The organism is Caulobacter sp. GW821-FHT10F06, from assembly GCF_058809215.1.
Map to the genome: position 1 here is coordinate 189,847 of NZ_JBXASK010000005.1, position 12,931 is coordinate 202,777.

12 protein-coding genes are annotated in these 12,931 nt (G+C 67.8%); 10 read left to right on the forward strand and 2 right to left on the reverse strand.

Features of this window, described 5'->3' with window-relative positions:
- Positions 1 to 78 precede the first annotated feature (78 nt).
- From mnmG to AC1RUS_RS12905, 4 genes are read left to right on the forward strand one after another with little or no spacing between them, the layout of a single operon-like run.
- Complete coding sequence (gene mnmG / locus AC1RUS_RS12890; RefSeq protein ID WP_492916677.1) at positions 79 to 1,935, forward strand: tRNA uridine-5-carboxymethylaminomethyl(34) synthesis enzyme MnmG; 1,857 nt, start codon at positions 79 to 81, stop codon at positions 1,933 to 1,935.
- On the forward strand, positions 1,925 to 2,575 hold the full coding sequence (rsmG, locus tag AC1RUS_RS12895) for a 16S rRNA (guanine(527)-N(7))-methyltransferase RsmG (protein ID WP_492916679.1): 651 nt from the start codon (positions 1,925 to 1,927) through the stop codon (positions 2,573 to 2,575). Before mnmG ends, rsmG begins: the two co-directional genes overlap by 11 nt.
- Positions 2,565 to 3,374: a ParA family protein gene (locus AC1RUS_RS12900; protein ID WP_492916681.1), complete on the forward strand. Its 810-nt coding sequence runs from the start codon at positions 2,565 to 2,567 to the stop codon at positions 3,372 to 3,374. Before rsmG ends, AC1RUS_RS12900 begins: the two co-directional genes overlap by 11 nt.
- Before the next feature lie 40 nt (positions 3,375 to 3,414).
- On the forward strand, positions 3,415 to 4,329 hold the full coding sequence (locus AC1RUS_RS12905; RefSeq protein ID WP_492917108.1) for a ParB/RepB/Spo0J family partition protein: 915 nt from the start codon (positions 3,415 to 3,417) through the stop codon (positions 4,327 to 4,329).
- A gap of 329 nt (positions 4,330 to 4,658) precedes the next feature.
- On the opposite strand, the gene AC1RUS_RS12910 is transcribed toward AC1RUS_RS12905, so the two are convergent.
- Positions 4,659 to 5,210 carry a hypothetical protein gene (locus AC1RUS_RS12910; protein ID WP_492916683.1) on the reverse strand — a complete coding sequence of 184 codons (552 nt, stop codon included), beginning with the start codon at positions 5,208 to 5,210 and terminating at the stop codon, positions 4,659 to 4,661.
- 139 nt (positions 5,211 to 5,349) lie between these two features.
- Here AC1RUS_RS12910 and coaBC point away from each other — a divergent pair, with 139 nt between their 5' ends.
- Together coaBC and dut are read left to right on the forward strand one after the other, a co-directional pair.
- Positions 5,350 to 6,546, forward strand: a complete 1,197-nt coding sequence (gene coaBC, locus AC1RUS_RS12915; RefSeq protein WP_492916685.1) for a bifunctional phosphopantothenoylcysteine decarboxylase/phosphopantothenate--cysteine ligase CoaBC — start codon at positions 5,350 to 5,352, stop codon at positions 6,544 to 6,546.
- A gap of 60 nt (positions 6,547 to 6,606) precedes the next feature.
- A complete protein-coding gene (gene dut / locus AC1RUS_RS12920) occupies positions 6,607 to 7,062 on the forward strand; it encodes a dUTP diphosphatase (RefSeq protein WP_492916687.1) in 456 nt (151 codons plus the stop codon).
- A 9-nt stretch (positions 7,063 to 7,071) separates the two neighbouring features.
- On the opposite strand, the gene AC1RUS_RS12925 is transcribed toward dut, so the two are convergent.
- On the reverse strand, positions 7,072 to 7,203 hold the full coding sequence (locus AC1RUS_RS12925; protein ID WP_492916689.1) for a hypothetical protein: 132 nt from the start codon (positions 7,201 to 7,203) through the stop codon (positions 7,072 to 7,074).
- 419 nt (positions 7,204 to 7,622) lie between these two features.
- Here AC1RUS_RS12925 and AC1RUS_RS12930 point away from each other — a divergent pair, with 419 nt between their 5' ends.
- From AC1RUS_RS12930 to AC1RUS_RS12945, 4 genes are all read left to right on the forward strand, one after another.
- The gene (locus tag AC1RUS_RS12930; protein WP_492916691.1) at positions 7,623 to 9,419 is read left to right on the forward strand and encodes a methyl-accepting chemotaxis protein; all 1,797 of its coding nucleotides are present in this window, start codon (positions 7,623 to 7,625) and stop codon (positions 9,417 to 9,419) included.
- 147 nt (positions 9,420 to 9,566) lie between these two features.
- Complete coding sequence (locus AC1RUS_RS12935) at positions 9,567 to 10,670, forward strand: HlyD family secretion protein (RefSeq protein WP_492916693.1); 1,104 nt, start codon at positions 9,567 to 9,569, stop codon at positions 10,668 to 10,670.
- Positions 10,671 to 10,680: 10 nt separating this feature from the next.
- Positions 10,681 to 12,279 (forward strand): DHA2 family efflux MFS transporter permease subunit, encoded by a 1,599-nt coding sequence (locus tag AC1RUS_RS12940; RefSeq protein ID WP_492916695.1) that lies wholly within the window; start codon positions 10,681 to 10,683, stop codon positions 12,277 to 12,279.
- A complete protein-coding gene (locus tag AC1RUS_RS12945) occupies positions 12,279 to 12,887 on the forward strand; it encodes a TetR/AcrR family transcriptional regulator (protein WP_492916697.1) in 609 nt (202 codons plus the stop codon). The genes AC1RUS_RS12940 and AC1RUS_RS12945 overlap by 1 nt, the downstream gene beginning before the upstream one ends.
- The last annotated feature ends 44 nt before the right edge of the window (positions 12,888 to 12,931 follow it).

Genomic DNA, 12,931 nt, shown 5'->3' on the forward strand with positions numbered 1-12,931 from the left:
CCTTTTAGCCTTGAAGGCGTATATGTGAGTCCAGCGCCCCCGCCAGAGATCGGGGGCGTTCGCATTGAGGCGCGTACCTTGTCCAACACCTGGGATGTTATTGTCATCGGCGGCGGCCACGCCGGCTGCGAGGCGGCCAGCGCCGCCGCGCGCACGGGCGCTCGCACGCTGTTGCTGACCCACAAGCTTGAGACCATCGGCGAGATGTCCTGCAACCCGGCCATCGGCGGCCTGGGCAAGGGTCACTTGGTCCGTGAGATCGACGCGCTGGATGGGGTGATGGGGCGCATGGCCGACAAGGCCGGCATCCAATTCCGCATGCTGAACCGCTCGAAGGGTCCTGCGGTGCGTGGACCTCGCGCTCAGATCGACCGCAAGCTCTATCGCGAGGCGATGCAGGTCGAGCTCCATGCCACGGAAAACCTCGACATCATCGCCGCTGCGGCGGAAGACCTGATCGTCGAGGATGGTGTCGTCGCTGGTGTGATCGATGGGGCAGGGGTCTGGTATCGCGCCGGGCGCGTCGTCCTCACCACGGGCACCTTTCTGAAGGGCCTCATCCATCTGGGCGAGACCCGCACCCCGGCCGGTCGGGTCGGCGACGCGCCGTCGATCGGTCTGTCGGATCGCCTCTACGCCCTCGACTTTCACATGGGACGTCTGAAAACCGGCACCCCCGCGCGCCTCGACGGCTCGACCATCGCCTGGGATCGCCTGGAAATGCAGGCCGCCGACGAGGAGCCGATCCCGTTCTCGTTCCTGACCGACAAGATCGAGGTGCCGCAGATCCAATGCGGCATCACCTTCACGACTGCAGAGACCCACCAGATCATCGCCGATCGCCTGGGCGAGTCCGCCGTCTATGGCGGTCGCGCCACGGGGATAGGCCCACGATATTGCCCGTCGATCGAGGACAAGGTCGTCCGTTTCGCCGACAAGACCAGCCACCAGGTGTTCCTGGAGCCCGAGGGCCTGGACGACACGACGGTCTATCCGAATGGCGTCTCGACCTCAGTGTCCGAAGAGACCCAACTGCTGTTCCTGCGCACGATCCCGGGTCTCGAGGCCGTTGAGGTCAAGCGATACGGCTATGCGATCGAGTACGACTATGTCGATCCGCGCGAGCTTTTCCCGACCCTGGAGACCAAGCGTCTGCCGGGTCTCTATCTGGCCGGCCAGATCAACGGCACGACGGGCTATGAGGAGGCGGGGGCTCAAGGCCTGGTCGCCGGTCTCAACGCCGCACTGGCGGCTCAAGGCAAGGAGCCCGCGACCTTCGCGCGGGACGAGGCCTATATCGGCGTGATGATCGACGACCTCGTCACGCGCGGCGTCACCGAGCCCTATCGCATGTTCACCAGCCGAGCCGAGTTCCGCCTGACACTGCGCGCCGACAATGCCGACCAGCGCCTGACCGATCGCGGTATCGCCTTGGGCGTCGTCGGTCCGGTGCGGGCGAAAGCCTGGGCGGCCAAGAAAGCCGATCTCGACGCCGCTCGCACCTTCGCCCGTTCGGTCAGCCTGACCCCGCCCGAGGCGGTGAAGGCCGGCTTCAAGGTCAATGCCGACGGTCAGCGCCGCGACGTCTTCGCCATGCTGGCCTATCCGGACGTCACGCTCGACGATCTCGGCCGGGTGTGGCCGGAGGTTTTCACGTGGAACATTGCCGTGCGCGAGCAGATCGAGATCGAGGCCGCCTATGCCGGCTATCTCGACCGCCAGCGCGCCGACGCCGAGTCGTTCCGCAAGGAAGAAGACCTGCGCCTGCCGGCCGATCTCGACTACCGGGCCGTCGGCAGCCTCTCCAACGAGATCAAGGAAAAGCTAACGCGCGTTAAGCCTCTGACCCTGGGCCAGGCGGCGCGCATCGAGGGCGTGACGCCGGGCGCGCTGACAGCGCTGCTGGCTCACGTGCGGCGCTCGCATGCCGCCTGAGACCGTCCTCGCTCCCGAACCCGTTCTGGACGCGGCCGGCTTCCAGGCCTTGACCGGCGTGACCGACGGTCAGCTGGCCGATCTGGCGCGCTATCAGAATCTGTTGGCCGAATGGAACGAGGTGATGAACCTGGTCGGGCCGCTGACCATCGCCACCTATTGGACTCGCCATGCCTTGGACAGCTGGCAGCTGCTGCCGATGGCGCCCGACGCCAAGGTCTGGGCCGACCTGGGCGCCGGAGCCGGTCTGCCCGGCATCGTGCTGGCCATACTTCTGAAGGACGCCCCCGGCGCCAAGGTCCATCTCATCGAGAGCATGACCAAGCGCTGCAAGTTCCTGGTCGAGGTGGTCAAGGCGCTGGGCCTGCCGGCCCAGGTGCACAATGTCCGCGCCGAGGAGCTGGCCCTGAAGGTCGACGTCGTCACCGCGCGGGCCTGCGCGCCGATGACCAAGCTGCTCGGCTTCTCCGAGCCCTATCTGAAGCGCGGCGCGACGGGTCTTTTCCTGAAAGGACAAGATGTCGCGACCGAGCTTTCCGAGGCCGCCGCGTCTTGGAAATTCGAGTCCGAGTTGCGACCTAGCCAAAGCGACCCTCGCGGTCGGATCGTTCAAGTAAAGAGGCTTTCCCGTGTCCGCTAAGCCACCGCTCCGCGTTCTCGCTGTCGCCAACCAGAAGGGCGGGGTGGGCAAGACCACCACGGCCATCAATCTGGGCACCGCCCTGGCCGCCTGCGGCGAGAAGGTCCTGCTGATCGACGCCGATCCGCAGGGCAACTGCTCGACCGGCCTGGGCATCACCCGCCAGCAGCGCCGCACCACGCTCTATGACGTGCTGATGGGCGAGTCGCCCGTCGTCGACGCGGCCGTGGCCACCAGTCTGCCGGGCCTCGACGTCATACCGGCCGACGCCGAACTGTCGGGCGTCGAGTTGGAACTGAGCCAGGTGGCTCGTCGGTCATACCGGCTGCGCGATGCGCTGGAGCCGCTGCGCGCTCATGGCGACTACACCTATGTGCTGATCGACTGCCCGCCGTCGCTGAATGTGCTGACGGTCAACGCCATGACCGCCGCCGATGCGGTGTTCGTGCCGCTGCAGTGCGAGTTCTTCGCGCTGGAAGGCCTGACCCAATTGATCCGCACCATCGAGCGCGTGCGCGGCAGCTTGAACCCGAGCCTGGAGATCCAGGGCGTGGTGCTGACCATGTACGATCGCCGCAACAGCCTGTCCGAGCAGGTGGCCAAGGATGTTCGCGCGCACTTCGGCGACAAGGTCTATGACGCGGTCATCCCGCGCAATGTCCGCGTCTCCGAGGCGCCGTCGTTCGGCAAGCCGGTGCTGCTCTATGACATCAAATGCGCCGGCAGCCAGGCCTACCTGAAGCTGGCGCGCGAGGTGATCAACCGCGAACGCACCCGTCAGGCCGCTCAGGCCGCCTGACGTTCCTGAAGTCCAATCGATCCTGAAATTCTAGTTTGTGATGGAGTCCGCCGTGGTGGGAGAGCCGGGTATGGCCGAAGGGCGCAGGGGTCTGGGACGCGGTCTGTCCGCCCTGCTGGGCGAGGTCGACTCCGCGCCGGCCCAGGCGCCGGGCGAGCGTGTCGGTGGGACCAACGAGGCGCCGATCGAACTGCTGCGCCGCAATCCCGACCAGCCGCGCCGGACCTTCCGCGAGGAAGACCTGGTCGAGCTGTCCAACTCGATCCGCGAGAAGGGCGTGCTGCAGCCGATCCTGGTGCGTCCGGCTCCGGGCGCGGCGGGCGAATACCAGATCGTCGCCGGCGAACGCCGCTGGCGCGCAGCCCAGCGGGCGGGCCTGCGCAGCGTGCCGATCATGGTGCGCGAGCTGGACGACCTGGCGGTGCTGGAAATCGGCATCATCGAGAACGTCCAGCGCGCCGACCTGAACATTCTGGAGGAGGCGCTGTCGTACCGCGTCCTGATGGACAAGTTCGAGCGCACCCAGGAGAACATCGCCCAGACTATCGGCAAGAGCCGCAGCCATGTGGCCAACACCCTGCGCCTGCTGGCCCTACCTGAGGAAGTTCAGCAGCACCTGGTCAGCGGCGAGTTGTCGGCCGGTCATGCCCGCGCCATCGCCGCCGCCGAGGACCCCGCCGCTCTGGCGCGCGAGATCATCAACCGGGGTCTGTCGGTTCGCGACACCGAAGCTCTGGCCCGCAAGACGCCCGACGCGCGTCCGGCCAAGAACAAGGGCGGTCGTCCGCCGCGCGTGAAGGACACCGACACCCAGGCCCTCGAGGCCGACCTGTCGTCGGTGCTCGGCCTCGACGTCGTCATCGATCATCGCGGGGGCTCGGGCACGCTGACCATCAGCTACACGACGCTCGAGCAGCTCGACGACCTCTGCAACCGACTGACCCGCGGGGTCTGATCGTCTGCACGCAAAAGGGTGCAATCGCGCCCTTTTTCGAGCCTTTCGAAATCGCCTCTGTGGCGCATGGAACGACGCCTTGCCGTACTCCGGGAGGCGTCGTTTTTGTGAGAGGAGGGCGATTTTCGCTTAAAGCGCCCCAAACGATTGACCTGTAAGGGTTTCTCGAAACTCGCCCACAGCGCCGCAAAGGCCTGTTTTTCGCGGTTTTCAGCCAATTTTCGGCCGAAGGTCTGGCGAACGGCAAAATCTCCGTGCGAACGCGCGGCGCGCATCCGCACGGAAGCGAAAATCTCAGGCGCGATGCGGAATGCGAGCGAGCGCACGCATCAGCTGTCGGTCTGGTCCTTTTCGCGGGCGGCCGTCGCACGGCGCGCCTCGCGAGTCTTCTGCACATCCCAATAGCTCTCGCCGTCGTCCGGCTTGAACATCGCGCGCGGCGCGCCCTCGCGGGAGACGACGGCGAAGACGTTGTCCTTGGGATCGTAGATCAGCGTGTCGCCATTCGACCGCTTCAACGTCTCGACGCCCTTGGGCGGATGATCGACGAAGGCGTGAACCTTGACGACATAGTCGTCGACCGTCTTGGCGTCGAAGGTCTCACCGTTGCGCTCGAAGGCGCGCTGGGCGTTCTCCTCGGCGCTACGTGTGCGGTTGGCCGCCCAGAACGGCTTGCCGGCCACCAGGCGGACAGGCGCGTCGCGCGGATCCTGCCGCCGGGCCTCGCCGGAGGGGGCGACCGGCGCCTCGGTCGTATCGGCCGACGCCGTGCGTTCGCCCGCCTTGGGCGCGCGAACCGCCGAGGCGCCGCCGTCGCAACCCGCCAGCAGGATCGTCGCCAGAAGCGCCGTCGTCGTGGTGGAAAGTCTGTTCAACCCCATGATCTCACTGCCCCATTCATTCAACCTTACCGATTAATGAACGAAAGTGGAACGAGAGTCGAGTCCGTCATCAGCTTGTCCTTTGGCGGATCGCGTCGCATGGGCCATAAGAGCGGAAGGCAAAGCGGAGACGCCGGGCGTGAGCGACAAGCGGGTTCTTCTGATCGTCGGGGGCGGGATCGCCGCTTATAAGGCGCTGGAGCTTACGCGCCTGCTGCGCAAGGCCGGCGTCGGCGTGCGGCCGATCCTGACCAAGGCCGGCGCCGAGTTCGTCACGCCGCTGTCCTTGGGCTCGCTGGCCGAGGACAAGGTCTATGGCGACCTCTTCTCGCTGACCGACGAGGCCGAGATGGGCCACATCCAGCTGTCGCGCTCGGCCGACCTGGTGGTGGCGGCGCCGGCGACGGCCGACCTGATCGCCAAGGCCGCCCACGGTCTGGCCGGAGACTTGGCGTCCACGACCCTGCTGGCCACCGACAAGCCCGTGCTGATGGCGCCGGCCATGAACGTGCGGATGTGGCTGCACCCAGCCACCCAGCGCAACATCGCCGCCCTGAAGGCCGACGGCGTGACCTTCGTCGGTCCCGACGACGGCGCCATGGCCTGCGGCGAGTTTGGCCCGGGCCGCCTGGCCGAGCCGGAAACGATCTTCGCGGCGATCATGGCCGCCCTCGAAGGGCCCGCCGCGAAGCCTCTGGCCGGCAAGAAGGCCCTGGTGACGGCCGGCCCGACCTTCGAGCCCATCGACCCCGTGCGGGGCATCACCAACCGCTCCAGCGGCCGCCAGGGCTTCGCGATCGCTGAGGCGCTGGCGCAGCTGGGCGCCGAGGTCACCCTGGTCAGCGGACCGGTCTTCCTGCCCACCCCGCCGGGCGTGACGCGGATCGATGTCGAGACCGCCCGCCAGATGTTGGCCGCGAGCCAGGCGGCGCTGCCGGCTGATGTGGGCGTGTTCGTGGCCGCCGTGGCCGACTGGCGCGTGGACGAGGCCTTCGGGACCAAGTTGAAGAAGGAAAAGGGCGGTCCGCCGGCCCTGACCTTCGTCGAAAACCCCGACATTCTGGCCACGGTGTCGGCCACCGGCCCCAATCGTCCGCGCCTGGTGGTCGGCTTCGCGGCCGAGACCAATGACGTCGAACTGCACGCGCGGGCCAAGCTGTCGCGCAAGGGCTGCGACTGGATCATCGCCAACGACGTCACCGAACCCGGCGTGATGGGCGGCGACGAGAACGCCGTGCTGCTGGTCACCCGCGAGGGGACCGAGCGCTGGGAGCGCGCCGCCAAGGACGAGGTGGCCCGCGCCATCGCCGATCGGATCGCCAAGGCGCTCGCCTAGGGCTGGCCTGACGGTCGGCAAATCAGCTAGAGCCGGTCCGTCTCTTCAAGGAACCGCCGCATGTCCGCTCAGACGATCCTCTTCAAGCGCTGGGACGGCAACGCCGACCTGCCGGTCCCGACCTACGCCACCGCGGGTGCGGCCGGTTTCGACCTGCGGGCCCATGTGCCCGAAGACGCGCCGATCGTGCTGAGGCCCGGCGCGCGCTGCATGGCGCCGACCGGCTTTTCGGTCGCGATTCCGGACGGTTACGAGATGCAGGTTCGCCCGCGTTCGGGTCTCGCGTTCAAGAACGGGGTGACCGTGGTCAATGCGCCCGGCACCGTCGACAGCGACTATCGCGGCCAGGTCTGCGTATTGTTGATCAATCTGGGCGAGGAAGACTTCACCGTCCGCCGGGGCGACCGCATCGCCCAGGGGATCATCGCGGCCGCGCCGCAGTGGGCGCTGGTCGAGGTCGACGACCTGGACGCCACCGACCGGGGCGCCGGCGGCTTCGGGTCGACCGGGGTCTGAGACCCTGCGTCAGCCGTTGATGGCGCGCAGGCCCAGGAACAGGTAGCCGCCGAAGCCGGCGGCGAAGGCCGTCGCGGCGACCCAAAGCACGGGGCGGAACATGCCCAGGGGCGATTGACCGATCGGGGGTTGAACGTTCATCGGCGCATCCTTCAGCGCGGGCGTAGACGAGCGGCGAACTGAGGCCGCAGGGGCAATACGCGCTCCCCTCGACTTGGTTGCGATGGGGGACGGCTTTTAGTGTGTATCGATTCTCGCGCAAGCTGAAATTGCGACCGGTCGTCACAGCTTGACCTTAAGCCTCGCCGAGGCTGATCGCGAACGTCTTCCAATATAGATATTTGGTCAGACGACGGACATCTATTCGACCGAAACAGTCCCAGGATCAGTTTGACGCGACAAAACGTCGCGACGAGTCCCGACAAGCTTAGTTTTACCTGCCAGAAAACGATTTCAGCCGCTAAGCGCCCAGCGAACACTGGTTGAATTCAAGACAATAGACGTTTGTTAACCTTGCGGACGCACACATTTCCCCACGAACTCGGCTGGGGACCAGGCCAATGTCTAATCTCAAGGTTGCGCACAAGCTTTTGTTGGCGTTCGCCATTCTCGTCGCCGCGGTCGCCGCCGCCGGCGCGATGGTCGGCGGCAGCCTGTCGTCGATCCAGAAGATCACGCGGCTGAACGAGCACAGCTATGCCTATATCGACGCGATCGCCGATACGTCGACGGCGCTGGTCGAGCAGCAGAACGCCACGCGCGGCTATGTCGCCAGCCTGGACCCGTCGTTCGTCGAGAAGTACCGCAAGTACGGCGCGGAGTACGACGACAACTTCAAGCGCCTGCTGGCCGGCGTCGAGGACGCCGACGAGAAGGCCCGCGCCGACGCGCTGGCCGCAGCGGTGGCGACCTTCCGTCAGCAAACCGACAAGCAGATGGCCGAGGCGGCCAACCCCGCCACGGTCGATGCCGCGCGGGCCGAGATCGGCTCCAGCGGTCGCCTGACCGAAATCCGCAAGGTGCTCAAGACCATCGCCGACGAGGAAGAGCGCCAGCTGAAGGATCGCGCCGCCGAGCAGCGCGCCGCCTTCGCCGCCGCCACGATCACCCTGGTGGTCGGCGGCGCGGCCGCCGTCGGCATCGCCGTGCTGATGGGCTGGCTGCTGTCCAACGCCATCGCCGCGCCCGTCACCGCCATGACCGCCGCCATGCGCCGCCTGGCCGACGGCGACAACGAGGTCCTCGTGCCCGCCACCGGCCGCAAGGACGAGATCGGCGGCATGGCCGCGGCTGTCCTGACCTTCAAGGAAGCCGCCGTCGAGAAGCTGCGCCTGGCCGCCGAGGCTGAGCGCCAGGGCCGCCAGGTCGAGCACGAGCGCCAGTCCAACGAGGCCGGCCGCGCCGCCTCGGCCCGCGAGCAGTCGGCCGTCGTCGCCCGGGTGGGCGAGGGCCTGGAAAGCCTCGCCAAGGGCGACCTGACCTTCCGCCTGAACGAGACCTTCCCCGAGAGCTATCGCAAGCTGCAGGGCGACTTCAACGCCGCCATGGACAGGCTGGCCGAGACGATGGGCGTCATCAACGGCGCGGTCGGCGGCATCAGCGCCGGGTCGGGCGAGATCAGCCACGCCGCCGACGACCTGTCGCGCCGCACCGAACAGCAGGCCGCCTCGCTGGAAGAGACCGCCGCCGCCCTGGACGAGCTGGTGGCCACTGTGCGCCGCAGCGCCGAGGGCGCGGGCCAGGCCCGTCGGTCGGTCGAGGCCGCCCGCAAGGACGCCGAAACCGGCGGCCAAGTTGTCGACCGCGCGGTCGCGGCCATGGGCCAGATCGAGAACTCGTCGCGCGAGATCGGCAACATCATCGGCGTGATCGACGAGATCGCCTTCCAGACCAACCTCCTGGCCCTCAACGCCGGCGTCGAGGCGGCGCGGGCGGGGGAGGCGGGTCGCGGTTTCGCGGTCGTCGCCCAGGAAGTGCGGGCCCTGGCCCAGCGTTCCGCCGAAGCGGCCAAGGAGATCAAGGCGCTGATCAGCGCCTCGACCCAGCAGGTCGATGAAGGCGTGGGCCTGGTCGGCGAAACGGGCGAGGCCCTGCGCCGCATCACCGCCGGCGTCGTCGAGATCAACCGCACGGTCGCCGAGATCGCGGCCTCGGCCGAGGAGCAGGCCACCGGGCTCGCCCAGATCAATACGGCCGTCAACCAGATGGACCAGGCCACCCAGCAGAACGCCGCCATGGTCGAGCAATCGACCGCCGCCAGCCACGCCCTTTCCAACGAAGCGGCGGAACTGTCGCGCCTGGTCGCGCGCTTCCGGCTGGCCGACGCCGAAGACCGTCCGAGAAGCCGCGCGGCCTGATCGCCAGGCGGTTAACCGCGCCCGCGAAACTCTTTGCCCAGCGGTTGTTGATTTCTGGACGGGTGCGTCCATTTATCACTTGCCGAGCGCGCCGGACCCTTCTATCCGGCGCATCGGAGCTGTTGGGTTCGTTCGGGGTATTGGGTCATGGCCGCGTCAGAAAAGAAGAAGCTTGTTCCAATGATCGTCGGCGGCGTCGCCGTCGTGGCGATCGCGGTCGGCGGCACGCTCTGGTTCATCGACAAGGAGCGGTTCGAGTCGACCGACAACGCCTTCGTCCAGGCCGACACCGTCCAGGTCAGCCCGCAGATCTCCGGCAACGTCATCGAAGTGCTGGTGGCCGACAACCAGCGGGTCGAGCCCGGCCAGGTGCTGGCCCGCATCGACCCCTCGACCTTCCAGGCCAAGCTGGACCAGGCCCTGGCCAACGCCCAGGCGCTGGACGCGGCCATCAGCGCGGTCGACGACAAGGCGTCGCTGGAACAGGCCCTTATCGCCCAGAAGGCGGCCGGGGTGTCCAGCGCCCAGGCCGACGCCAGCCGCGCCAAGGCCGATCTCGACCGCTATGACAGCCTGGCCCACCAAGGCTGGGTCTCGCAGCAAAAGGTCCAGACCACCCGGGCCGGCGCCACCCAGTCGGCCGCCGCCGTCGCCAGCGCCCAGGCCGCCCTCGAGGCCGAGAAGCGCGCCGCCCAGTCGCTGGGCTCGGCCAAGGCCCAGACCATCGCCCAGGCCGCCGCCGCCCACGCCGCCGTGGAGCAGGCCAAGCTCGACCTGGACCGCACCGTGATCCGCGCGCCCGTGGCCGGCGTCGTCGGCGCCCGCTCGGTGCGTCCCGGCCAGCTGGTCCAGCCCGGCGTCTCGCTGATGTCGGTGGTGCCGCTGGGCCAGAGCTATGTGGTCGCCAACTTCAAGGAAACCCAGGTTTCACGCCTGCGTGTGGGCCAGCCGGTCGAGATCAAGGCCGACGCCTTCGGCAAGCAGGTCATCCACGGCAAGGTCGACAGCTTCGCCCCGGCCACCGGCCAGGAGTTCGCCCTGATCCCCGTCGAGAACGCGGTCGGCAACTTCACCAAGATCACCCAGCGCCTGCCGGTGAAGATTGCCGTCGACCGCTCCAAGTACGGCGCGGCCCTGCGCCCGGGTCTGTCGGTCGAGATCAAGGTCGACGTGCGCGATCGTTCGGGTCCGTCCTTCGCCGAGGCCGGCCAGATCTCGCCGCAGGTCGCCCGCGAAGGTTCGACCCGCTAAGGGCCCGGCCATGACCGCCGCCGCCATCCCCGCTTCCGGCGCCGCCGCGGCGCCGCCCGCCACGCCGCAGGTCGACTGGACCAAGCTGATGCTTGGCTTCGGGGCCATGGTCATCGGCCAGTTCATGGCCATTCTCGACATCCAGATCGTGGCGGCCTCGCTGCCGCAGATCCAGGCCGGGGTCGGCGCCAGCGCCGACCAGGTGAGCTGGATCCAGACCGCCTACCTGATCCCCGAGGTCGTGATGATCCCGCTGTCGGGCTATCTGTCGCGGCTGTGGGGCACGCAGAAGGTCTATCTGGCCTCGTGCACCGGCTTCATCGTCATGAGCGTGCTGACGGGCCTGTCCTCGTCGATCGACATGATGATCCTGACGCGGGCCCTGCAGGGCTTCATCGGCGGGGCGATGATCCCGACGGTATTCGCAGTGGCCTTCACCGCCTTCCCGCCCGAACGCCGGATCACCGCCAGCGTCATCATGGGCCTGATCGTCACCCTGGCGCCCACGGTGGGCCCCACCCTGGGCGGCCACCTGACCGAGTGGCTGTCCTGGCGCTGGCTGTTCTTCATCAACGTGCCCACCGGTCTGGTGGTGCTGTTCGGCGTCGCCCGCTGGGGCCAGTTCGACAAGGGCGATCCCAGCCTCTCCAAGGGCTTCGACTGGTTCGGCCTGGGCGTGATGGCCACCTTCCTTATGAGCCTGCAGTTCGTGCTGGAAGAGGGCGCCAAGAACAGCTGGTTCGAGGACGATCTGATCCTGGGCCTGTCGGTCCTGGCCGCCGTCACCGGCGTGCTCTTCGTCTGGCGATCCCTGACCTACAACAACCCGATCGTCGAACTGCGGGCCTTCGCCAATCGCAACTTCTCGATCGGCGTCGCGATGACGGCCGTGTCGGGCGCCAGCCTGTTCGGCGGCACCTTCCTGCTGCCGCAGTTCCTGGGCCGCGTGCGCCACTATTCGGCGTCCGAGGTCGGCACCACGATGATCATCTCGGGCCTGTCGATGTTCGCCACCGGTCCGATCGCCGGCCGCCTGGTGCGCAAGGTCGATCCGCGCCTGCCGATGTTCATCGGCTTCCTTCTGGCCGGCTGGGGCATGTACATGGCCCACGGCGTGACCAAGGACTGGGGTTTCTGGGAGTTCGCGGGCGTTCAGGCTTGCCGCGGCGTCGGCGTCATGATCGCCATGATTGCAACGCAACAGATCACGATGAGCACCTTGCCCCAGCACATGGTCAAGAACGCCTCCGGCCTGGTGAACCTGTCACGCAACACCGGCGGCGCCATGGGCCTGGCCCTGCTGGCCACCAGCATCACCCAGCAGACGGCGCTCTACTACAACGACCTGTCGTCCAAGGTGGCCCAGGGCAATGTCGAGGCCTCGACCATGATGACGGGCCTGGCCGCCCGCATGGCCCAGCTGGGCGTGTCCGATCCCGACGGCGCGGCCCGCAAGGCCTTCTCCGGCTTCCTGCAACAGCAGGCGACGGTGATGGCGTTCGGCGACAGCTTCACGCTGCTGGCCATCGGCTGCTTCGTCGCCGCCGGGGTGTCGCTGCTGGCCAAGCCGGCCAAAAACGCCCCGCCGCCGCCCTCGGACGCCCACTGATGCCCAGGGTTCCCGGACAGATCGACGTCGCCAAGACCGAGGCCATCCTCGACGCCGCGGTCGAGGTGATCGGCGAGCGCGGCCTGTCGGCGCCGATGGAGGAGATCGCCCGCCGCGCGGGGGTCTCCAAGCAGACGGTCTACAACCACTATGGTTCGAAGGCCGAGCTGATGCGGGCCCTGATGGCCCGCCGCGTGGCCCAGATCACCGCGCCGCTGCGCGATCCGGGCGCCGTCGACCATCCGCGCGAAGCCCTGACGGCCTATGCCCGCTCGATGCTGGAAACGGTGATCACCACCAAGAGCTATTCAATCATGCGGGTGATCATGCTGGGCGCCGGCGAGATGCCCGACATCGCCCACGAGGTGTTCGAGGCCGGGCCGCGCCACGCGCGCCGACAGCTGGCGGCGTTCCTGGAGACCGAGACGCGCCTGGGCCGGCTGAAGGTCGACAACTACGACCAAGCGGCGGAGTTCTTCTCCGGCATGGTCATGGGCCACAGCCAGCTGCGCTCGCTGCTGCGCCTTCCGTCCGACAAGACCGAGGCCGAGTTCGACAGCCTCGCGGGCGAGGCCGCGGAGCGGTTCCTGCGGGCCTACGCGCCGTAAGGTCCTGAGTCCTTCGAGGCCCGCTGCGCGGGCGTCTCAGGATG